General features: G+C 69.4%; 21 protein-coding genes. 15 read left to right on the top strand and 6 right to left on the bottom strand.

Translation table 11 applies throughout. The annotated features are described in order from the left end of the window. Positions 1 to 705 carry a response regulator gene (locus KAK06_RS17950; RefSeq protein WP_210803513.1) on the bottom strand — a complete coding sequence of 235 codons (705 nt, stop codon included), beginning with the start codon at positions 703 to 705 and terminating at the stop codon, positions 1 to 3. Then, complete coding sequence (locus tag KAK06_RS17945) at positions 702 to 1898, bottom strand: GAF domain-containing sensor histidine kinase (RefSeq protein WP_210803512.1); 1197 nt, start codon at positions 1896 to 1898, stop codon at positions 702 to 704. Before KAK06_RS17945 ends, KAK06_RS17950 begins: the two co-directional genes overlap by 4 nt. A 229-nt stretch (positions 1899 to 2127) precedes the next feature. Between KAK06_RS17945 and KAK06_RS17940 the strand changes: the two genes are divergently transcribed. From KAK06_RS17940 to KAK06_RS17880, 13 genes are all read left to right on the top strand, one after another. Next, positions 2128 to 5025: a molybdopterin oxidoreductase family protein gene (locus KAK06_RS17940; protein ID WP_375140902.1), complete on the top strand. Its 2898-nt coding sequence runs from the start codon at positions 2128 to 2130 to the stop codon at positions 5023 to 5025. Continuing rightward, positions 5022 to 5753, top strand: a complete 732-nt coding sequence (soeB, locus tag KAK06_RS17935; RefSeq protein WP_210803510.1) for a sulfite dehydrogenase subunit SoeB — start codon at positions 5022 to 5024, stop codon at positions 5751 to 5753. The genes KAK06_RS17940 and soeB overlap by 4 nt, the downstream gene beginning before the upstream one ends. Then, positions 5750 to 6664, top strand: coding sequence for a dimethyl sulfoxide reductase anchor subunit family protein (locus KAK06_RS17930; RefSeq protein ID WP_210803509.1), 915 nt, complete (start codon positions 5750 to 5752; stop codon positions 6662 to 6664). Before soeB ends, KAK06_RS17930 begins: the two co-directional genes overlap by 4 nt. Next, the gene (locus tag KAK06_RS17925) at positions 6661 to 7632 is read left to right on the top strand and encodes a sulfite exporter TauE/SafE family protein (protein WP_310741119.1); all 972 of its coding nucleotides are present in this window, start codon (positions 6661 to 6663) and stop codon (positions 7630 to 7632) included. Before KAK06_RS17930 ends, KAK06_RS17925 begins: the two co-directional genes overlap by 4 nt. A gap of 21 nt (positions 7633 to 7653) precedes the next feature. Next, positions 7654 to 8082, top strand: a complete 429-nt coding sequence (locus tag KAK06_RS17920; protein WP_210803508.1) for a hypothetical protein — start codon at positions 7654 to 7656, stop codon at positions 8080 to 8082. Between the two features lie 18 nt (positions 8083 to 8100). Beyond that, entirely contained in the window at positions 8101 to 8925 is an 825-nt protein-coding gene (locus KAK06_RS17915; RefSeq protein WP_210803507.1) for a universal stress protein, read from the top strand. Continuing rightward, complete coding sequence (locus tag KAK06_RS17910; RefSeq protein ID WP_210803506.1) at positions 8922 to 9548, top strand: Rieske 2Fe-2S domain-containing protein; 627 nt, start codon at positions 8922 to 8924, stop codon at positions 9546 to 9548. Before KAK06_RS17915 ends, KAK06_RS17910 begins: the two co-directional genes overlap by 4 nt. Positions 9549 to 9613: 65 nt before the next feature. Further along, positions 9614 to 10702 carry an efflux RND transporter periplasmic adaptor subunit gene (locus KAK06_RS17905; protein ID WP_210803505.1) on the top strand — a complete coding sequence of 363 codons (1089 nt, stop codon included), beginning with the start codon at positions 9614 to 9616 and terminating at the stop codon, positions 10700 to 10702. Between the two features lie 11 nt (positions 10703 to 10713). Further along, the gene (locus tag KAK06_RS17900; RefSeq protein ID WP_247652959.1) at positions 10714 to 13986 is read left to right on the top strand and encodes an efflux RND transporter permease subunit; all 3273 of its coding nucleotides are present in this window, start codon (positions 10714 to 10716) and stop codon (positions 13984 to 13986) included. Between the two features lie 34 nt (positions 13987 to 14020). After that, on the top strand, positions 14021 to 15298 hold the full coding sequence (locus KAK06_RS17895; protein WP_210803504.1) for an NAD(P)/FAD-dependent oxidoreductase: 1278 nt from the start codon (positions 14021 to 14023) through the stop codon (positions 15296 to 15298). 31 nt (positions 15299 to 15329) lie between these two features. Beyond that, positions 15330 to 15554, top strand: coding sequence for a YgaP family membrane protein (locus KAK06_RS17890; RefSeq protein WP_210803503.1), 225 nt, complete (start codon positions 15330 to 15332; stop codon positions 15552 to 15554). Positions 15555 to 15649: 95 nt separating this feature from the next. Beyond that, positions 15650 to 15940 (top strand): metal-sensing transcriptional repressor, encoded by a 291-nt coding sequence (locus KAK06_RS17885; RefSeq protein ID WP_210803502.1) that lies wholly within the window; start codon positions 15650 to 15652, stop codon positions 15938 to 15940. 19 nt (positions 15941 to 15959) lie between these two features. Beyond that, positions 15960 to 16406, top strand: coding sequence for an OsmC family protein (locus KAK06_RS17880; RefSeq protein ID WP_210803501.1), 447 nt, complete (start codon positions 15960 to 15962; stop codon positions 16404 to 16406). 20 nt (positions 16407 to 16426) lie between these two features. Here the strand turns inward: KAK06_RS17880 and KAK06_RS17875 are convergent, their stop codons facing one another. The 4 genes from KAK06_RS17875 to KAK06_RS17860 form a co-directional block, all read right to left on the bottom strand. Next, positions 16427 to 16792, bottom strand: a complete 366-nt coding sequence (locus KAK06_RS17875) for an ArsR/SmtB family transcription factor (RefSeq protein WP_210803500.1) — start codon at positions 16790 to 16792, stop codon at positions 16427 to 16429. A gap of 90 nt (positions 16793 to 16882) precedes the next feature. Beyond that, positions 16883 to 17230 carry a hypothetical protein gene (locus KAK06_RS17870; protein WP_247652958.1) on the bottom strand — a complete coding sequence of 116 codons (348 nt, stop codon included), beginning with the start codon at positions 17228 to 17230 and terminating at the stop codon, positions 16883 to 16885. A gap of 20 nt (positions 17231 to 17250) precedes the next feature. Further along, positions 17251 to 17766, bottom strand: coding sequence for a TlpA disulfide reductase family protein (locus KAK06_RS17865; protein WP_210803499.1), 516 nt, complete (start codon positions 17764 to 17766; stop codon positions 17251 to 17253). Continuing rightward, positions 17763 to 18641: an MBL fold metallo-hydrolase gene (locus KAK06_RS17860; RefSeq protein WP_210803498.1), complete on the bottom strand. Its 879-nt coding sequence runs from the start codon at positions 18639 to 18641 to the stop codon at positions 17763 to 17765. The genes KAK06_RS17865 and KAK06_RS17860 overlap by 4 nt, the downstream gene beginning before the upstream one ends. Before the next feature lie 214 nt (positions 18642 to 18855). Here KAK06_RS17860 and KAK06_RS17855 point away from each other — a divergent pair, with 214 nt between their 5' ends. Together KAK06_RS17855 and KAK06_RS17850 are read left to right on the top strand one after the other, a co-directional pair. Next, positions 18856 to 19167: a c-type cytochrome gene (locus KAK06_RS17855; RefSeq protein ID WP_210803497.1), complete on the top strand. Its 312-nt coding sequence runs from the start codon at positions 18856 to 18858 to the stop codon at positions 19165 to 19167. Positions 19168 to 19181: 14 nt separating this feature from the next. Next, positions 19182 to 20453 (top strand): NAD(P)/FAD-dependent oxidoreductase, encoded by a 1272-nt coding sequence (locus tag KAK06_RS17850; RefSeq protein WP_210803546.1) that lies wholly within the window; start codon positions 19182 to 19184, stop codon positions 20451 to 20453. Positions 20454 to 20491 lie beyond the last annotated feature (38 nt).

Raw genomic sequence — 20491 nt, 5'->3', positions numbered from 1 at the left:
TCAGCGACGGCGGGCCGGGGGCTCGCCCAGCTCGCGCTGGCCGGTGCGGGCCTCGACCGCAAACACCGCCGCCTCCACGCGCGAGCTCAGGTGCAGCTTGGCCAGGATGTGGCGCACATGCAGCTTGACGGTGTCGTGGCTGATGTCCAGCGCCCGGCCGATGGTCTTGTTGCTCTCGCCCAGCGCCAGCCGCTCCAGGATCTGGCGCTCGCGCTCGGTCAGCGAGGCCAGCATCTCGTCGCGCTCATTGCCTTTGGGGCCGGACTGCAGCAGTTGCGCCAGCTTCAGCGTCATCGCCGGCGCCACCGTCAGCTCGCCGCGGGCTGCACGGGCGATGGACGAGATCACGTCCTCGGGCTCCATGTCCTTGAGCAGGTAGCCGCGCACACCGGCGCGCAGCGCAGCTGCCAGGTCGTCCTCGGCGTCACTCATGGTCAGGATCAGGGCCGGCGTCTGCACGCCCTCGGCACGCAGTTGGCGCAGCAGGGTCAGGCCGTCGGTGCTGGGCATGCGCAGGTCCAGCACCACCAGGTCGGGGTCGTGCTGCCGCAGCAGCGGGACCACCTGGGCCGGATCGCCGGTGGAGGCCATGACGTGCATGCCGCCGCGGTGGGTCAGCAGGTCGGTCAGGCCGTTGCGGCACAGCGCATGGTCGTCCACCAGGACGATGCGCACCGGGTGCTCTGCGGCGGGCGACGTGCTCATCGGCCGGCCGCCGAGGCAGGGAAGCCCAGGTGGACCCGGGTACCCCCCTCGGCGCGCGGACCGATGTCGAGGTGTCCGCCCAGCCGGCGGGCGCGCTCGCGCATGATCTGCAGGCCATGGTGGCCGACGTCGTCGGTGGGGCCGGGCACGTGGGACCAATCGGCGCCCAGGCCGTCGTCGTCGATCGTGAAGCCGATCTCGCCGTCGCGCACAGCCACGGTCAGCCAGGCATGGCGCGCCTGGGCATGGCGGGCCACATTGGCCAGGGCCTCCTGGACGATGTGGAAGGCCTGCGCCTCCTGATCGGCCGACAAGGTCAGCCGGGGGGCCTGGTTCTGGTAGCGCAGTGGCAGGCCGAAGCGCTCGGGGAAGTGATCGGCCAGGTCGGCCAGGGCCGGCAGCAGCCCGCGCTGCGGCACCGGCGCACGAAAATGCGCCAGCACCTCGCGCAGGCTGGCGTGGGCCTCGCTGGTGGCACGGCGCACGTCGTCAACGTAGGCAGCCGCGCGCGGCTGGTCGCAGACCTCGATCGCCTCTTGCAGCAGCGGCATGCGCATCTTGATGTAGGCCAGGCTCTGGGCCACCGCGTCGTGCACCTCGGCCGCCATGGCCTGGCGCTCCGCGACGATCATGGCCTGCAGGTTCTCGCGCTCCAGGCGGGCGTTGTCCATGGCCAGACCGAGCAGGTCGCCGATCGCGCGCAGCATGGTCTGCACCTCGGCCGAGGGCTCAACGCCCGGCCCGAAGAACAGGTTGTAGACCCCCAGCACCCGCTCGCGGCGCTGCAACGGCACCGCCAGCACGCGCCGGCAACCGCCACCGAAGAAACTGCCGTCGTCGTCGCCGCCGCAATGGGCGTTGCACGACTGCACATCCGCGCTCCAGGCGCTGCGGTGCTCCCAGGCAGCTTCACCGCAGACGCCACACTGGCTGTTGACCACCTGCTCATGCCCGGCCACCCGCTCGGGCAGGCCCACCTGGCCGATCAGGCGCAGCGCCAGGCCATCGTCGCTGAGCGCCCGCACGGCACCGGCCTGGGCACCGGCCAGGCGCACCACCGGCTCCAGGAAGCGCCGCAGCAAGTCGGCCAGGTCGTGGCCGGAGGCCAGATCGGCGGTGATCTCGGCCAGCAAACCGGCGCCGGGCACCGTGTGCAACGCGGCATCGGTGGCGGGCAGGTTGGATATTCGCATCCGCTTATTTAATACCGGCCGTCCAGGCTCCGGCATCGGGAACAACCATATACCCCGTGCGGCATCAACCCGACACCCTGGTGAAAACCCCCACTACCCGGATGGGGTAGCCGCGCTTCCCGTTCGCGGGAATAGACGCTGACCCTGGCCCTTGCGCCTAATGCCGCCCAGGAGACACACGCGCGACGCCGACCTGGCGCTCGCCGGCCATGACATGACAGCCACACCGCTGCACGACCCGACCGCGCCGCCCCTGCCCGGCGCCCGCACCGAGACCAAGGACACCACCTGCTACATGTGCGCCTGCCGCTGTGGCATCCGGGTGCACCTGCGCGACGGGGAGGTCCGCTACATCGAGGGCAACCCCGACCACCCGCTGAACCAGGGCGTGATCTGCGCCAAGGGCTCCTCGGGCATCATGAAGCAGTACTCGCCAGCCCGGCTGCTCAAGCCGTTGCGGCGCAAGCCCGGCACCGAGCGCGGCGCCAACCAGTACGAGGAAATCTCCTGGGACGAGGCCTTCGGCACGCTGGAAGAACGCCTGCGCCACCTGCGCGCCACCGATCCCAAGAAATTCGCCCTCTTCACCGGCCGCGACCAGATGCAAGCCCTGACCGGCCTGTTCGCGCGCCAGTTCGGCACGCCCAACTACGCGGCGCACGGCGGCTTCTGCTCGGTCAACATGGCCGCCGGCATGATCTACACGATCGGCGGCTCGTTCTGGGAGTTTGGCGGCCCCGACCTGGAGCGCAGCAAGCTGTTCATCATGATCGGCACGGCGGAGGACCACCACTCCAACCCGATGAAGATGCAGCTGGCGAAGTTCAAGCGCAACGGCGGCCGCTTCATCGCAGTCAACCCGGTGCGCACCGGCTACGCTGCGATCGCTGACGAGTGGGTGCCGATCAAGCCGGGCACCGACGGCGCGCTGCTGCTGGCCATCATCCACGAGATCATCGCGCTGGGCCTCTACGACCGCGACTTCATTGCCCGCTACACCAACGCCGGCCAGTTGGTGAACCAGGACAGCGCCAGCGCCGACTTCGGCCTGATGCTGCGCAATACCGAGGGTGACATCCGCAATCCGCTGCGCCCGCACAACTTCTTCTGGTGGGACCGACTGAGCCAGCAGGCCGTGGCCGAGCACACCGAGGGCGCGGATCCGGCGCTGCTGGGCCACTTCCAGCTGCCCGACGGCACGCCCGCCGTGCCGGCCTTCCAGTTGCTGGAAGAACGGGTCAAGGCCTACACACCGGAATGGGCCGCCGACATCACCGGCATCCCCGCCGCCACCATCCGACGCCTGGCCCACGAGATGGGCGTGACGGCGCGCGACCAGCGCATCGAATTGCCGATCGCCTGGACCGACTGCTGGGGCAAGACCCACGATTCGGTCACCGGCAACCCGGTGTCCTTCCATGCCATGCGCGGTCTGGCGGCGCACAGCAACGGTTTTCACACCATCCGCTCGCTGGCCATCCTGATGAGCCTGCTGGGCACGATCGACCGCCCCGGCGGCTTTCGTCACAAGGCACCCTACCCGCGCGCCGTGCCGCCCAATGCACGCCCGCCCAAGGGCCCCGAGGCCGTGCAGCCCAACACCCCGCTGAACGGCGCGCCGCTGGGCTGGGTCGAGAGCCCGCAGGACCTGTTTGTCGATGCCGCCGGCGAGCCGGTGCGCATCGACAAGGGCTTCTCCTGGGAGTACCCGCTGTCGGCCCACGGGCTGATGCACAACGTCATCACCAACGCCTGGCGTGGCGACCCGTACCGCATCGACACCTTGCTGATCTTCATGGCCAACATGGCCTGGAACTCGACGATGAACACGTCCGAGGTCCGTCAGATGCTCAACGACAAGGACGAGTCGGGCGAGTACAAGATCCCGTTCCTGGTGGTGTGCGACGCCTTCCAGAGCGAGATGACGGCTTTCGCCGACCTGATCCTGCCCGACACCACCTACCTCGAGCGGCACGACTGCATGTCGATGCTGGACCGGCCGATCTCCGAGTTCGACGGCCCGGTCGATTCAGTGCGCATCCCGGTGCTGCCGCCCACCGGCGAGTGCAAGCCCTTCCAGGACGTGCTGGTGGAGTTGGCCAGCCGGCTCAAGTTCCCGGCCTTCACGCACGCTGACGGCAGCCGCAAGTTCCGCGACTACCCTGACTTCGTCATTCACTACGAGACCGCGCCGGGCTCAGGCATCGGCTTTCTCACCGGCTGGCGCGGCAAGGGCGGCGAGAAGAGCATGCGCGGCGAACCCAACCCGCGCCAGTGGGAGATGTACGCGCAGAACAACTGCGTACACCATCTGGTGCTGCCGCCGTCGCTGCAGTACATGCGCAACTGGAACCAGGGCTACATGGACTGGGCCCAGCAGGCCGGCCTGCGCCGCGACCGCGACCCGGTGGTGATCCACCTGTACTCCGAGTTCCTGCAGCGCTTCCGCCTGGCCGCGCAGGGCAAGCAACCTGGCCGTCAGCCTCCGGACCGGCTGCGCCAGCGCGTCGACACCTTCTTCGACCCGCTGCCGTTCTACTACGCGCCACTGGAATCACAGGCCGTGGACACGCGCGCCTTTCCCCTCAACGCGGTGACCCAGCGGCCGATGGCGATGTACCACTCCTGGGACTCGCAGAACGCCTGGCTGCGCCAGATCCACACCCACAACCACCTGATGGTGAACACCCGCACCGCGCTGGCGGCGGGTATTGCCGACGGCGCCTGGATGTGGGTCGAGTCGCCCTGGGGCAAGGTGCGCTGCCTGTGCCAGCACACCGAGGCGGTCGAACCCGGCACCGTCTGGACCTGGAACGCGATTGGCAAGGCCAGCGGCGCCTGGAGCCTGGACGGCGACGCCAACGAGTCGCGCAAGGGCTTCCTGCTGAATCACCTGATCAAGGAAGAGCTGCCCACCGCCGGCGGCGGCAGCGTCTCCAACAGCGACCCGATCACCGGCCAGGCGGCCTGGTACGACGTGCGTGTGCGCATCCGCCCGGCCGACCCCGGCGAGCCCGGCGAAACCTGGCCCCGCTTTGACACGATGCAGCCGGTGCCCGGCATGCAGCCGGCGCCGAAGCAGCGCGGCTGGTGGGCCGGCCGCATGACCCGGGGAGACAAGGCATGACCCAGCTCGCCCTGGTCATCGACCTGAATGTGTGCGTGGGCTGCCATGCCTGCGTCACCAGCTGCAAGCAGTGGAACACCTCCGGCAGCGCCGGCCCGCTGACCGACGACAAACCCTATGGCGCCGACCCCAGCGGCACGTTCTTCAACCGGGTGCAGACCTTCGAGGTGGGTGAGTTCCCCAACACCCAGACCGTCCACTTCCCGAAGAGCTGCCTGCACTGCGAGGAACCGCCCTGCGTGCCGGTGTGCCCCACTGGCGCCAGCTACAAGCGGGCCGAGGACGGCATCGTGCTGGTCGACTACGACAAGTGCATCGGCTGCAAATACTGCTCCTGGGCCTGCCCCTACGGTGCCCGCGAGTTCGATGAGGACCGCAAGGTCATGACCAAGTGCACGCTGTGCGTGGACCGCGTCACCGACCAGAGCCTGCCCGAAGACCGTCGCAAGCCGGCCTGCGTGCTGGCCTGCCCGGCCAACGCCCGCCTCTTCGGCGACGTGCATGATCCCGAATCGGTGGTATCGGTGGCCATCCGTGAGCGCGGCGGCTACGCGCTGATGCCCGAGTGGAACACCCAGCCGTCCAACCACTACCTGCCGCGCCAGCGCACCGGCATGACGATCCGCCCGGACGACCTGGTGCGTGTAGACAACCCGCTCAAGATCGACGGGCAGCAGCCCGAACACCCGCAACTCGGCGCTCCGGGGTCTGAGGACTACGCGACATGAAGCCCGCCTTCTCGGTCATCTTCCTGACCACGCTGATCGGTGCCGCCCAGGGTCTTTTCCTGCTGCTGGTGGGCAGCCAGGCCCTGAACCTGGCCGATGGCGATTTCCTGGTCACCGGCGGCGTTGTGTGCCTGGCGCTGGCGGCGCTGGGCCTGTTCGCCTCGTTCTTCCACCTGGGTCACCCCGAGCGCGCCTGGCGCGCCGCCGCGATGTGGCGCACCTCCTGGTTGTCGCGCGAGGTCATTGCCCTGCCGGTGTTCATGGGCTGCGTGGTTCTGTGGTCGGTCTCGCTGCGGCAGAACTGGCCGGGCGTGGCGGTGTGGGCCGTGCTGGGTTCGCTGGCCTGCGGGGCGCTGTTCGTCTGCACCGCGATGATCTACGCCTCGCTGCGCTTCCTGCAGGAATGGGCCAGCAGCTACACGCTGCTCAACTATGTGCTGCTGGGTTGTGCGTCGGGCACCACGCTGGGCGCGGCATTGGCGACCTTCGGGCAGCCGCAGCTGGCGCCGCCTTATGCGCTGCTGGCGATCGGCCTGACGGTGGCGGGCGCGGTCAGCCGCAGCCTGTCGCTGCGGCGCAATGCCCGGCTGCGGCCACGCTCCACGCTGCACAGCGCGATCGGCATCCGCCACCCGCGCATCGTGCAGATCGCCACCGGTTTCCTGGGCGGCTCGTTCAACACCCGCGAGTTCTTCCATGGCCAGCCGCAGGCGGTGATGACGCTGGTGCGCAATGGCTTCCTGGTGCTGGCCTTTGTCGTGCCGCTGCTGCTGCTGGTGCTGTCGATCATCCTGCCGGGCCTGCTGGTCGTGGCCTTCACGGTCCAGTACCTGGGTCTGCTGCTGGAGCGCTGGTTCTTCTTCGCCCAGTCCAGCCACCCGCAGAACCTGTACTACCAGAGGGCGGCGTGAGACTCGCGCCGCTGCGTCGCCCTGCCGGTCTGTCGGCGGGCTGGCTGCCCTGGGCGGTCGCGGCGCTGGTGCTGCTGGGCGCGGGCGTGGCCTGGGCCGCGCCAGCCGCTGCCGGCGCTGACACCGCCTGGTGGTGGACGCCGCTGGAGCTGTTTCTGGCCTGCTTTCTGATGGGGCTGATCGCGGTGCCAGCGGGCATCGGGGGCGGCACACTGTTCGTGCCCATCATCGGCGGCTTCTTTCCATTCCACCTCGACTTTGTCCGCGGCGCCGGCCTGCTGGTGGCGCTGGCCAGCGCGCTGGCGGCCGCGCCCACGCTGCTGCGCGGCGGCCTGGGTCATCTGCGGCTGGCCATGCCACTGGCGCTGCTGGCCTCGCTGAGCTCGATCTTCGGTGCGCTGCTGGGCCTGGCATTGCCGGCCGCCGCTGTGCAGGTGGCGCTGGGCGGCACCGTGCTGGGCATCGTGGCGCTGATGCTGGTGGCTGGCAAATCAGAGCGGCCCCAGGTGCCAGCCAGCGACGCGCTGGGTCAGGCGCTGTCGCTGCATGGCGTGTTCATCGACGGCGCCACGCGCCAGCCGGTGGCCTGGCAGGTGCATCGCACGCCAGTGGGCCTGGCGCTGTTCCTGGTCATTGGCGTGATGGCCGGCATGTTCGGCATCGGCGCCGGCTGGGCCAATGTGCCGGCGCTGAACCTGCTGATGGGGGCGCCGCTGAAGGTGGCGGCCGGCACCTCGGGCCTGGTGCTGTCGCTGGTCGATTCGGCCGCGGCCTGGGTCTACATCAACAAGGGCGCGGTGCTGCCAATGATCGCCGTGCCCTCGGTGGCCGGCATGATGCTGGGGGCCCGCATGGGCGCGCGGCTGCTGGACGTGCTCAAGGGCTCGGTGATCCGCCGCATGGTGATCACGGTGCTGCTGTTCGCCGGTCTGCGGGCGCTGCTCAAGGGCCTGGGCGTATGGACCTGAGCCGCAACCCGAGACCTGCCCATGACCCCCTCCGCTGCACCTCCAACCCCGCCCCTCGATCCCGAACAGGCGGTCTATGCCCGCTGGCTGGCGCGCGGCAACCAGATCGCCCTGGCCGTGATGCTGGGCGGCTTCGCCGCCTACCTGGCCGGCCTGTGGTCGCCACTGGTGCATCGCCGCGACCTGGCCAGCCTGTGGCATCTGTCGGCACGCGAGTACCTGCAGCGCACCGGCGTGCCCACCGGCTGGGGCTGGTTCGGGCAGCTGGGCCATTCCGACATGACGGCGCTGCTGGGCATTGCGTTGCTGGCAGCCTGCTCGCTGCCGGCGCTGGTGGCGGTGGCCTGGCGCTACGGGCGCCGAGGCGAGCGTCTGGCCGCCGCTCTGGCGCTGCTGCAGATCGCGGTGCTGGTGCTGGCCGCGTCGGGCATCATCGGCGCTGGCCACTGACCCCCCGGGAGCCCCGCGATGAGCCATGTCTTTGAACGCCTGCTGCTGGCCACCGAGCACACCCCGCAGGACGCCGGTGCCGAGGTCCTGGCGATGGCCATGGCGCGCCGCTGCGCGCTGCCGCTGGACCTGGTGCTGCCACTGGTCAGCAATGCCGAGTACGAGGCGGTGGCGCCCGAGCTGGCCGAGCGCCACGAGGCCGTGGCCCGCGCCCACCTGGACGAGCTGCGGGCGCTGGCCGAGTCGCAAGGCGTCACGCTGCGCCCGCAGGTGCGCCACGGCAGCGAGCTGGATGCGGAGATCATCGCCCAGGCGGGCGAGAACCGGTCGGATCTGCTGGTCATCCGCCGCCGTGGCCGCCGTGGCCTGCTGGCACGGCTGATGTTCGGTGAAATGGTGGGCCGGGTGGTGGCCCGCGCGCCCTGCAGCGTGCTGGTGGCACCGCGGGACGCGCGGCTGTGGTCGCGCCGCGTGCTGCTGGCGGTGGACCCCGAGCACGCGGATCCGGGTCTGACCCAGGCCGCCCTGGCCGTGGCGGCCGAGTGCAGCCTGCCACTGCTGGCGGTGGCCGTGGGAGCCGCGCCCCAGGGGGCGCTGGACGCTGTGCTGGCCCTGGCCCGTGCCCGAGGCGTCGCCGCCGAGGCCCAGTCGGCCACCGGCCGGCCGGCCGAGACCATCCTGGCGCTGGCCCAGGCGCAGGGCGCCGACCTGATCGTCGTCGGGCGACGTGGCCCGGGCCCCAGCCACCGCGTCTGGATCGGTGGCACCACGCAGAAGATCATTGGCCTGGCCGAGTGCCCGGTCCTCGTCCATGTTCCCAACGCCCCCGTAACCACACCATGAGTGACGCCCTCGCCTACCTCGTCAAGGCCCGCCCCGACGCCGTCAGCCACTACTTCGCCTTTCTCAAGCAGTGCGGCACGCACCTGGACCCCAAGACCCGCAACCTGATCTCGGTGATCACCAAGGTCGATGCGCAGACCCCGCGCGGCTTTCGCCAGTACCTGAACCGCGCGCTGCGCGAGGGCTGCACGCCGATGGAGGTGCTCGACGCCCTGCTGATGGCCTTTCCCACGCTGGGTCTGGCCAAGATCGTCTGGGCCGTGGACCAGATCCTGGAGATGGGCATTCCCGAGTTCGATCCGGCCGCGCTGCATGGCCAGACCGAGTGGCGCGATGTGGGCGAGTTCAAGTCGCTGAAGGACGGCGAGGTGCGTCGAACCGAGGCCCACGGCCGCGGCCTGTTCCTGTACCGCCAGGGACGCACGGTCACGGTCTATGACAGCCGCTGCCCGCACCAGGGCACCGACATGCCTGAACTGGCCCTCAAGGGTCAGACCTTGACCTGCCCCAAACACGACTGGGCCTTCGACGCCCACACTGGTCAGTGCATCAAGACCGGCAACAGCCCGCTCAAGCGCCTGGCCAGCAAGGTGGTCAAGGGTCGGGTGTTGGCCCAGTGGTGACGCCGGGAAAACCCTGATTCATGGGCGGGTTTGATACCCCACCCCGTATCTGATAAGATACCTGCATGGGTATCTCAACAGCCTCCTCCCCGAGCCCGCAGCGCGCCGCGCTGCGGCCGCGTCTTTGGGCCTTCGTCGGCCTTTGCGTGTTGGCTGGCGTCGGTACAGCCGCAGCGGCCGCCACCGCGGTGCCGGTCCTGCAGGTTGGCGCTGCGCCAGCTGGCCGCGGCATTGAACTCACCGCCTCGATCGAGGCCTTGCGCCAGGCCACCGTGGCAGCACAGGCCTCGGGCAACGTGCTTGCATTGAACGTCAAGGCCGGTGACCGCGTCAAGGCGGGCCAGTTGCTGGCCCGGATTGACGACCGCGAGCCGGCCGCCGCGCTCAGTCGCAGCGAGGGCGGCGTGCTGCAGGCCGAGGCCGAGCTGCGCAACGCCCAGGTGAACGCCGAGCGCACCCGCGACCTGCGCAGCAAGGGCTTCGTGAGCCAGTCGGCCCTGGACATGGCCGAGACCCAGCTCAAGGCGGCTCAGGCCGGCCTGCAGGCGGCCCAGGGCGGCCGCCGCCAGGCCGCGCTGGCCCGCGACTTCGCGGCCGTCACCGCCCCGTTCGACGGCGTGGTGCTGGCCACCCACCTGGAAGCCGGTGACCTGGCGGCGCCCGGCCGGCCGATCCTGACGCTCTATGCGCCCGGCGCGCTGCGCGCCGTGGTGCAGGTGCCGGCCTCGCGCTCGGCCGCCGCGCGTCAGGCCAGTGCCCGCCAGGTGCAACTGCCCGATGGCCAATGGGCCACGCCGCTGCGCAGCACCGAGCTGCCCACCACCGACCCGGTGGCGCAAACCGTGGAATGGCGCCTGGACCTGCCCGCGGCCGCCCAGGCCACACCGGGCCAGAGCGTCACGGTGCGATTTGAGGGGACGCCGGCCGACAACGCCGCGCGCAGCCTCAGCGTTCCCGCCGCTGCCGTGCTGCAGCGGGGTGAACTGGAGGCCGTGTATGTGGTGCGCGAGCAGCGCTTCGTGCTGCGGGCGGTGCGCCTGGGCAGCCGCCAGGGCAGCCAGGTCGAGGTGCTGGCCGGTCTGAAGCCGGGCGAGCAGATCGCCACCGACGCCGTGCGCGCCGGTCTGGCCGACGCCCAGCCTGCGGCCCGCTGAGGACAGCCCCGATGTCCGATCCCGTGCATACCCCGGCCCCGGCCGACGCCCCGATGGGTGTCTCCGGCCGCCTGGCCGCCGCCTTCCAGTCCAACGCCATCACGCCGCTGCTGGCGCTGGTGGCCCTGCTGCTGGGCCTGTTCGCCGTGCTGGTCACACCGCGCGAGGAAGAGCCGCAGATCAACGTCACGATGGCCAATGTGCTGATCCCCTTCCCGGGAGCCAGCGCGGCCGACGTGCAGGCGATGGTGGCGCGCCCGGCCGAGCAGGCGCTGTCGCAGATCGCCGGCATCGAGCACACCTACTCGGTCGCCCGCCCCGGCGTGGCGGTGCTGACGGTGCAGTTCAAGGTGGGCGTGCCGCGCACCGAGGCGCTGGTGCGCCTGTACGACGTGCTCAACGCCAACCAGGATTGGCTGCCCGCGGGTCTGGGCACGATGACGCCCATCGTGCGGCCCAAGGGCATTGACGACGTGCCAGTGCTGGCCGTCACGCTGTGGGCCGCCGATGCCCGCCCGGCGCTGGAGCTGCAGCGAGTGGCCCACACGATGGAGGCCGAGCTCAAGCGGGTGCCCGGCAGCCGCGAGGTGCAAACCATCGGCAGCCCTGGCCGCGCGGTGGTGGTCGAGCTCGATCCGTCCCGCCTGCGCGAGCGCGGTGTCGATCTGCCGCGGCTGCGTGACACGCTGTCCGCTGCCAACCTGTCGATGCCGGCCGGCCAGGTCGCTCAGCCGGGTGAGGATCGGCTGCTGGCGGTGCAGACCGGCGAATTCCTGCGCTCGGCCGACGATGTCGCCGATGTCGTGGTCGGCACCCACGCCGGCAAACCGGTCTACCTGCGCGAGGTGGCCACGGTCCGCGACGGCGCGGCCCAGCCCGGCCACCTGGTCTGGCACCTGCCGGGCGCGGCCCAGGGCGCCTCGGCGCCGGGCGCCGGCCAGGCCTTGCCGGCCCTCACACTGACCGTGACCAAGAAGCCCGGCATGAACGCCGTCGACGTGGCCGCCGCAGCGCTGGCGCGCATCGAGGAGCTCAAGGGCAGCGTCATCCCGGACGGCATCCAGGTCAGCATCACCCGCAACTACGGTGAAACCGCCGCCGAGAAGGCCAACAAGCTGATCCAGAAGCTGGCCTTTGCCACGGCGTCGGTGATCCTGCTGGTGGGCGTGGCGCTGGGCCGGCGCGAGGCGGTGATCGTCGGCGCCGCGGTGATCCTCACGCTCACCGCCACGCTGTTTGCCTCCTGGGCCTGGGGCTTCACGCTCAACCGGGTGTCGCTGTTCGCGCTGATCTTCTCGATCGGCATCCTGGTCGATGACGCGATCGTGGTGGTGGAAAACATCCACCGCCACCAGCAACTCTATCCGGGCCGCAGCCTGCGCGAGATCATTCCCGGCGCGGTCGATGAGGTCGGCGGTCCGACCATCCTGGCCACGCTGACCGTGATCGCCGCGCTGCTGCCGATGGCCTTTGTCAGCGGCCTGATGGGGCCGTACATGAGCCCGATCCCCATCAACGCCAGCATGGGCATGGCGCTGTCGCTGGCGATCGCCTTCACCGTCACGCCCTGGCTGGCGCTGAAGCTGATGAAGGCGCACTCCGGGCATGGCGCCGGCCACGGCACCGCGCCGGCCGGCGTGGGCGCCCGCCTGGGCGGCCTGTTCGCCGCGCTGCTCGAGCCGCTGCTGGCCAGTGCCCGCAAGCGCTGGCTGCTGCTGGGCGGCATCCTGGGCGCGCTGCTGCTGTCGGTCGGCCTGACGGTGGTGCAGTGGGTGGTGCTGAAGATGCTGCCCTTCGACAACAAGTCGGAGTTCCAGGTGGTGGTGGAGATGCCTGCCGGCACCCCGCTGGAGGCCACCGCCGCCGCGCTGCAGGACATGGGCGCCTTCCTGGCCACGCAGCCCGAGGTCACCGACCTGCAGGCCTACGCCGGCACTGCCAGCCCGATCACCTTCAACGGCCTGGTGCGCCAGTACTACCTGCGCGCCGATGCCGAGCAGGGCGACCTGCAGGTCAACCTGGTCGACAAGCACCACCGCAGCGACAAGAGCCATGCCATCGCGCAACGTCTTCGCCCGCAGTTGGAGAAGATCGCCGCCGCGCACGGCGCGCGCATCCAGGTGGTCGAGGTCCCGCCGGGCCCGCCTGTGATGAGCCCGCTGGTGGCCGAGGTCTACGGCCCCGACGAGGCCGGCCGCCAGGCCCTGGCCGCCCGCGTGGCCCAGGCCTTCCGCGCCACGCCCGATATCGTCGGCATCGAGACCACGCTGGAAGAGAACGCGCCGCGTGCCTTCCTGCGCATCCGCCGCCAGCGCGCCGAGGCGCTGGGCATTCCGGTGGCCGTGGTGGCGCAGACGGTGCAGGCCGCGCTGTCCGGCGCTGACGCCGCCTGGCTGCACGAGGACGGTGCCAGCAAGTACCCGGTGCCGGTGCGCCTGCAGCTGCCGCGCAGCGCGCAGGTCGGGCTGGACGCGCTGCTGGCCCTGCCGCTGCGCGCCGGCAACGGGCAACTGGTGCCCTTGTCAGAACTGGTGCAGGTGCAGCGCGGCGTGATCGACAAGCCGCTGTTCACCAAGGACCTGCAGGGCGTGAGCTATGTCTTCGGTGACATGGCCGGCGCGCTCGACTCGCCGCTGTACGGTCTGTTCGGCATCCGCCCGCAGCTGGCCCAGGCCGCGCTGGAGGGCACCGGCGGCGTGGCCGAGTACTGGATCCGCCAGCCCTCCGATCCCTTCCGCGGCTACGCGATCAAGTGGGACGGCGAGTGGCAGGTCACCTACGAGACCTTCCGCGACATGGGCGCCGCCTATGGCGTGGGCCTGATCCTGATCTACCTGCTGGTGGTGGCGCAGTTCCGCAGCTACCTGACGCCGCTGATCATCATGGCGCCGATCCCGCTGACCATCATCGGCGTGATGCCCGGCCATGCGCTGCTGGGCGCGCAGTTCACCGCCACCAGCATGATCGGCATGATCGCGCTGGCCGGCATCATCGTGCGCAACTCGATCCTGCTGGTCGACTTCATCGAGCTGCAGGTGGCGCAAGGCGTGCCCTTCGCCCGCGCGGTGGCCGAGTCGGCCCGGGTGCGCGCGCAGCCGATCGCGCTGACCGCGCTGGCCGCGATGATCGGCGCCTTCTTCATCCTCGACGACCCGATCTTCAATGGTCTGGCCGTGTCGCTGATCTTCGGCATTCTGGTCTCGACGCTGCTGACGCTGGTCGTGATCCCGGTGCTCTATTTCGCGGTCTACGAAGGCCGCCATCCCCCCCAAGCCGCCACCTGAGCGGTCCCTTCACCACCACGGAGACACAGACACCATGGCCCACATCGTCATCATGGGCGCCGGCATCGGCGGCATGCCCGCCGCCTATGAGCTGCGCGAACTGCTGCCCAAGGAGCACCAGATCACCGTCGTCAGTGCGGTGAGCTACTTCCAGTTCGTGCCGTCCAATCCCTGGGTGGCGGTGGGCTGGCGCCAACGCGAGGACATCGTGCTCGAGGTCGGCCCCTTGCTGGCCAAGAAGGGCATCGCCTTCATCCCGCAGGCGGTCACCGCGATCGATGCGCCGGGCAACACGCTGTCGCTGGCCGACGGCCAGTCATTGGCCTATGACTACCTGGTGATCACCACCGGCCCGAAGCTCAGCTTCGACGAGGTGCCGGGCGCTGGCCCGCACGGGGGCCACACCCACTCGGTCTGCTCGGTCGACCACGCCCAGGCCTTCTGGCGCGACTATGAGCAGTTCCTGCAGAACCCCGGCCCGATCGTGGTGGGCGCCATGCCCATGGCCAGCTGCTTCGGCCCGGCCTACGAGTTCGCCTTCATCGTCGATGCCGACCTGCGCAAGCGCAAGCTGCGCCACAAGGTGCCGATGACCTATGTCACCAGCGAGCCCTACATCGGCCACCTGGGCCTGGGCGGCGTGGGCGACAGCAAGAGCATGCTCGAGAGCGAGCTGCGCAACCACGACATCAAGTGGATCTGCAACGCCAAGACCACCAAGGTCGAGGCCGGCAAGCTGTTCACCACCGAGGTCGACGGCCTGGGCAATGTCTACAAGGAGCACGAGGTGCCGTTCAAGCTGGCCATGATGCTGCCGGCCTTCAAGGGCGTGGACGCGGTGGCTGCGGTGCCCGAGCTGTGCAACCCGCGCGGCTTCGTCATCATCGACGAATTCCAGCGCAGCAAGAAGTACCGCAACATCTTCTCGGCCGGGGTGTGCGTGGCCATCCCGCCGGTGGAGGCCACCCCGGTGCCCACCGGCGCGCCCAAGACCGGCTACATGATCGAGACCATGGTCTCGGCCATCGCCCACAACATCGCCGACGAGCTGGCCGGCAAGGAAGCCACCGCCAAGGGCACCTGGAACGCCATCTGCCTGGCTGACATGGGCGACACCGGCGCCGCCTTCGTGGCCCTGCCGCAGATCCCGCCGCGCAATGTCAACTGGTTCAAGAAGGGCAAGTGGGTGCACCTGGCCAAGATTGCCTTCGAGAAGTACTTCCTGTCCAAGATGAAGTCCGGCAACTCCGAACCCGTCTACGAAAAGTACGTGCTCAAGGCCCTGGGCATCGTGCGGCTCACCGACCGCTGACCAGCTTTTTTCATTCTCCAAGGAGCTTTCCATGACCATCGAGCGCTGGATCCGCGTGATCGCCGGCACCTTCATCCTCCTGTCGCTGGCGCTGGGCGTTGAGGGCAGCCCGCTGTTCGTCAGCCGCTGGGCCCTGGCCTTCACCGCCTTCGTCGGGCTGAACCTGCTGCAGTTTGGCTTCACCAACGTCTGCCCGATGGTCTGGTTCCTGCGCAAGGCCGGCGTGCCCGAGTCCGTGGCCGCCTGTCCGCGCTGACGCTCAGCCTCCCCTTCGCCGACCCCCCTTTTCCGGAAGCGACGACAATGGCCCCTGTGACCACCTCCCAGGCTCCTCATCTGGAGCTGTGTGCCATGTCCCAGCTGACCGACGAAAAGAACCGCACTGATCTGCTCAACCGCCTCAAGCGCGCCGAAGGGCAGTTGCGCGGCATCCAGCGCATGATCGAGGAAGGCCAGCCCTGCCTGGACATCGCCAGCCAAATGGCCGCCGTGCGCAAGGCGCTGGACAGCACCTATGTGCGCATGACCGTGTGCTTCATGGAGCAGGAGCTGGGCAACCGCCTGGGCGACAACGCCAAGGGGCGCAAGCAGCTGACCGAGGTGCTGGAAGAAGTCCAGACCCTGCTGGGCAAGGTGCGCTGAGGCGTCCCGCCGTCCTCCCATGAGCGACAAGCAGGTCACCGTGGTGCTCAATCAGCACCGCGACTACCAGTTCGACATCGACGTGGGGGGTGGCGTGCCGCTGCTGCGCGGCGATGAGCCGCCGCCGCTGGGCCAGGGCCAGGGCCCGTCGCCGGTGCAACTGTTGGCGGCGGCCGTGGGCAATTGCCTGAGCGACTCGCTGCTGTTCGCGCTGCGCAAGTTCAAGCAGTCGCCCGAGCCCATCCACTGCGAGGTGACCGCCCAGATCGGCCGCAACGCCGAGCAGCGACTGCGGGTGACGGCGCTGCATGCCGAGCTGCGTCTGGGTGTGCCGGCCGACGCACTGGAGCACCTGGAGCGGGTGCTGCAGAGCTTCGAGGGCTACTGCACCGTCACGCAAAGCGTGGCGGCAGCGATTCCTGTGACGGTGAAGGTCTTCGACGCCCACGGCGCCGAATTGCGCTGAAGTCTGTTGCCGCCGCGCGCTCAGCGCACGCTGGGCGCCGGACGCAGGCGCTGGTCCGGATCGACGGCGCTGTCCGGATCCATCTCGCTGGCCACCTGGGTGCACACCGCGCGGCACAGCGTGGCCACGCGCTCGCTTTGCAGGCGGTAGTAGATCTGGGTGCTGTCGCGTCGCTTGCCCACCACGCCGGCGCGGTACAGCGTGGCCAGATGCTGCGACATGTTGGGCTGGGTGGTCTCGATCTCGTCGAGCAGCTGAGAGACGTTCTTCTCGCCGTTGCACAGCGCGCTGATGATCTTCAGCCGCACCGGCGTTGACAGCAGCGAGAACAGCTCCGCCACGGAGTCAAACACCGTGTCGGCGTGGAGGCTGGGGTCCTGTGACATGGCGGGATCGAGGGCTGTTCACCGCTATTGTATCGGTATGCACTGATGCGCGCATTCTGTCAGGCCCCAGACAGGATTCAGGACATTCCCTCAGCGACTGAAACGGTAGTGCCGCTTGTTCAGCACCGCGGCCACCGCGGTGACCTCCTCGGGGAACATCTGCAGCTTGAGCTGGGTATTGCAGCCCTCGACCATGCCGCGCAGGCCGCCGGCATCCTGGATGCGGCCCCGGGGGTTGTAGATGTCGTCCCCGCCGCTGCCACCCATGTGCCGGGTGTGGCACTCACTGCATTTGTGCTCGGCGATGAGCTTCTCTCCCAGCGCCAGGTCAGCGTCCTTGAAGATGGCAGGCACCGCAGGCTCGGCGGCGCGGACCAGCGACAGCATCACGCTGCTGCAGGCCAGCACGGCCAGCAGGCCCGGGACAGGCAGGTTCATGGGGTCTCCTTGCGGTGTGGTCAGGTGGTCCGGACAGGCGCCGCCCAGCGGGCGAGGCCCTGCACGTCGTCGTCGCTCATTTCGCCGGGAATCAGCTCGCGCACGAGGCCCGCGGCGTCCACCACGGCCGTGAAGGGCACGACACGCCGCGCGGTGACCAGGCTGCGCAGCGCCGCGCCCTGGGCGGTGGCGTCGAAGCCCAGGCCATGACGGCGCAGGTGGCCGCGCACGGCATCGGCGTCGTCCTGGGTCACGCCCAGCACCTGCAGGCCGTGTCCGCCCATGCGGCGTGCCAGCGTGTCCAGCCGCGCGTTGTGGCGCTGGCAGTAGGGGCAGTCCAGCGTGAAGAAGCTCAGCACCCAGGCCTGGCCGGCCCAGTCCTCGGGGCGCAGCCACCGGCCATTGAGCAAGGGCAACGGCGGCGGCACCAAGACCTCACCACGCTGCAGTGCACCGGCCGGCCGGCCCACCACCAACCCGGCACCGGCCAGCGCCTGCAGCAGGACGCGGCGATGGCGGTTCGGTGCGGTGCTCATCGCTGGGTGGCCTCCATCTGCAGGTAGGTGTTGTAGGCGTTCATGCGGTTGGCGGCCTGGAACAGCGGCAGCTTCTCGAAGCGGCTCCAGTCGGTGGCGCGGTAGGCCTCGTCGAACGGGTCCATGTTGCGCGCCGCCTCGCCCATGCGATCGCGCAGGTAGACCAGGTAGTCGCGGGTCAGCTGCATGTCGGCCAGCGGGTCGGTGGACAACGGGCCATGGCCCGGCACCACCACGCGCGGCCGCACGGCCAGCATGCCGTCCAGGGCCTTGATCCAGCCGGCGCTGTCGGCCTGACCGACGAAGGGAATGCGGCCCCGGAACAGCAGGTCGCCCGAGAACAGCACGCCGCGTTGCGGCACCGCGATCACCAGGTCCTCAGGCGTGTGCGAGGGACCGACCGGCCGCAGCACGAAGCGCGTGCCGCCGATCTCCAGGGTTTCCTCGCGCAACTGGCCGTCCAGGCCCAGCCAACGGTCGGCGGGCACCAGGCGGGTGCTCTCGTCGACCCAGGGAAACAACTCCTCGCGGCTGGCCTGCAGGCGCAGGCGAGCAGTGTCAGAGGACAGGTACTCCCGCGCCCGGGCCTGCGCAATGATGGTGGCGCCCGCGTCCTTGAAGACCTGCAGGCCATAGATGTGGTCGGCGTGGTAGTGGCTCACCAGCACGTGGCGCACCGGCAGCGGCGTGATTGCCCGGATCTGCGCCAGCAGGCGCTGAGCCAGCGGGGGCGAGCCCAGAGCATCGATGACCACCACGCTGTCGGCCGTGATCACGAAGCCGGCGTTCGAGATGAAGTTCTGGTTGGCCGACGAGCCCAAGGCCGATTCGCCCTGCACGTAGTAGACGCCGTCAGCCACGGCCTGGGGCTTCATCTCCACCGTGGCCGACGCCGCAGTCTGCGCACGCAACCCGCTCGGCAGCCAGCCGAGCGCCGCAGTGCAACCGCAGCCGGCCAGAAAGTAGCGCCGTGACGACTTCAGGGATAACACCACATTAGCAACCAATGATATTTCGGACACTATACGGCCGACCCGGCCTGGGCGCCAAGCCCCGCGGGTCGCGTCCTCGCATCACGGAGAACAAATCATGACCCCACGCCCCCTGCTGGCGTCCCTGCTGCTGGCGCTGGCCCTGCCCGCACTGGCCAAGGACCCCACCGCACTGCGCACCCGCTCCCTGGCGGCCACCTGCGCCCATTGCCACGGCACCGATGGCCACGCCGTCCAGGGTGAAGCCCTGATCAAGCTGGCCGGGCTGCCGCAGGACTACATCCTGAGCCAGTTGATGGCCTTCCGCAGCGGCCAACGGCCCGCCACGATCATGCACCAGATCACCAAGGGCTACTCCCAGGAGCAACTGGAGACCCTGGCCGTGTATTTCTCGAAGCAAAAGCCCTGAGGAGCCCGAGCATGATGCAACGCAGACAAGTTCTGGCCGGCCTGGTGGCCGGCAGCGCGCTGGGCATGGCGGGCTGCGCCTCGGTGGGCTCGGCCAACAAGGCCAAGGTGCTGGTGGTGGGCGGCGGCTATGGCGGCGCCACGGTCTCCAAGTACATCCGGCTGCTGTCCGACTACAGCATCGACGTGATGATGGTCGAGCCCAATGCCGCCTTCGTCTCCTGCCCGGTCTCCAACCTGGTGATCGCCGGCATGAAGACCATGGCCGACATCACCAATCCCTACACTGGCTTGTCCAGCAAGCATGGCGTGCGAGTGGTGCAGGACTCGGTGGCCTCGATCGATCCGGCCAAGAAGACCGCCGTGCTGGCCTCCGGCGGCACGGTGACCTATGACAAGCTGGTGCTGGCCCCCGGCATCGATTTCATGTGGGACCAGATCGAAGGCCTGCAGGCTGCCCACGCCGCCGGCGACGTGCTGCACGCCTGGAAGGCCGGTCCCGAGACCATGGCACTGCGCAAGCAGCTTGAGGCCATGCGCGACGGCGGCGTCTTCGCGATCAGCATCCCTGAGGCGCCCTACCGCTGCCCGCCTGGCCCCTATGAGCGCGCCAGCGTGGTGGCGGCCTACCTGAAGCAGCACAAGCCCAAGTCCAAGGTGCTGATTCTGGATGCCAACCAGGACGTCACCTCCAAGGGCCCGCTGTTCAAGAAGGCCTGGGCCGAGATCTACGGCCCGATGGTCGAGTACCGGCCACAGCACAAGGCGGTGGCGGTGGATGCGAAGACCCGGACCGTCAAGTTCGACGTGCAGGACGACGTCAAGGCCGACGTGCTGAACGTGCTGCCGGTCATGCGCGCTGGCGCCCTGGCCGTCAAGACCGGCCTGGCCAATGCCAACGGACGCTGGTGCCACACCAACTTCCTGAACTTCGAGTCCACCGCCGCCAAGGACATCCACGTCATCGGTGACGCGATCCAGGTGGCCCAGGGCATGCCCAAGTCGGGCCACATGGCCAACTCGCACGCCAAGGTCACGGCCGCGGCCATCGTGGCCGAGCTGCAGGGCATGGAGATCAACCCGCACCCGATGCTGACCAATGTCTGCATGAGCTATGTGGACGCCACCCACGTGATCCACGTGGCCAGCGTGCACGAGTACCAGGCGCCGAAGAAGAGCTTCTTCACGATCGGCGGCTCGGGCGGCGTCTCCGATGTGCGCTCCGACCTGGAGGGCCGCTACGCCGAGGCCTGGGCCAAGAACATCTGGGCCGACGTGCTCGGCTGAAGCCCGCTTTCGACCCGGGCCTGACCAAGGTCAAGGCC

The sequence above is a fragment of the Ideonella aquatica genome, assembly GCF_018069755.1.
GTDB lineage: Bacteria > Pseudomonadota > Gammaproteobacteria > Burkholderiales > Burkholderiaceae_C > Ideonella > Ideonella aquatica.
The sequence above is the reverse complement of the archived record's forward strand: the minus strand, read 5'-3'. Positions and strand labels throughout refer to the sequence as shown.

Bases quoted from the DNA above. Each gene is read 5' to 3' on its own strand.
- KAK06_RS17950 (WP_210803513.1), bottom strand. From the start codon at position 705: ATGAGCACGTCGCCCGCCGCAGAGCACCCGGTGCGCATCGTCCTGGTG.
- KAK06_RS17945 (WP_210803512.1), bottom strand. From the start codon at position 1,898: ATGCGAATATCCAACCTGCCCGCCACCGATGCCGCGTTGCACACGGTG.
- soeB (WP_210803510.1), top strand. From the start codon at position 5,022: ATGACCCAGCTCGCCCTGGTCATCGACCTGAATGTGTGCGTGGGCTGC.
- KAK06_RS17930 (WP_210803509.1), top strand. From the start codon at position 5,750: ATGAAGCCCGCCTTCTCGGTCATCTTCCTGACCACGCTGATCGGTGCC.
- KAK06_RS17920 (WP_210803508.1), top strand. From the start codon at position 7,654: ATGACCCCCTCCGCTGCACCTCCAACCCCGCCCCTCGATCCCGAACAG.
- KAK06_RS17915 (WP_210803507.1), top strand. From the start codon at position 8,101: ATGAGCCATGTCTTTGAACGCCTGCTGCTGGCCACCGAGCACACCCCG.
- KAK06_RS17910 (WP_210803506.1), top strand. From the start codon at position 8,922: ATGAGTGACGCCCTCGCCTACCTCGTCAAGGCCCGCCCCGACGCCGTC.
- KAK06_RS17905 (WP_210803505.1), top strand. From the start codon at position 9,614: ATGGGTATCTCAACAGCCTCCTCCCCGAGCCCGCAGCGCGCCGCGCTG.
- KAK06_RS17900 (WP_247652959.1), top strand. From the start codon at position 10,714: ATGTCCGATCCCGTGCATACCCCGGCCCCGGCCGACGCCCCGATGGGT.
- KAK06_RS17895 (WP_210803504.1), top strand. From the start codon at position 14,021: ATGGCCCACATCGTCATCATGGGCGCCGGCATCGGCGGCATGCCCGCC.
- KAK06_RS17890 (WP_210803503.1), top strand. From the start codon at position 15,330: ATGACCATCGAGCGCTGGATCCGCGTGATCGCCGGCACCTTCATCCTC.
- KAK06_RS17885 (WP_210803502.1), top strand. From the start codon at position 15,650: ATGTCCCAGCTGACCGACGAAAAGAACCGCACTGATCTGCTCAACCGC.
- KAK06_RS17880 (WP_210803501.1), top strand. From the start codon at position 15,960: ATGAGCGACAAGCAGGTCACCGTGGTGCTCAATCAGCACCGCGACTAC.
- KAK06_RS17875 (WP_210803500.1), bottom strand. From the start codon at position 16,792: ATGTCACAGGACCCCAGCCTCCACGCCGACACGGTGTTTGACTCCGTG.
- KAK06_RS17870 (WP_247652958.1), bottom strand. From the start codon at position 17,230: ATGAACCTGCCTGTCCCGGGCCTGCTGGCCGTGCTGGCCTGCAGCAGC.
- KAK06_RS17865 (WP_210803499.1), bottom strand. From the start codon at position 17,766: ATGAGCACCGCACCGAACCGCCATCGCCGCGTCCTGCTGCAGGCGCTG.
- KAK06_RS17860 (WP_210803498.1), bottom strand. From the start codon at position 18,641: ATGAAGCCCCAGGCCGTGGCTGACGGCGTCTACTACGTGCAGGGCGAA.
- KAK06_RS17855 (WP_210803497.1), top strand. From the start codon at position 18,856: ATGACCCCACGCCCCCTGCTGGCGTCCCTGCTGCTGGCGCTGGCCCTG.
- KAK06_RS17850 (WP_210803546.1), top strand. From the start codon at position 19,182: ATGCAACGCAGACAAGTTCTGGCCGGCCTGGTGGCCGGCAGCGCGCTG.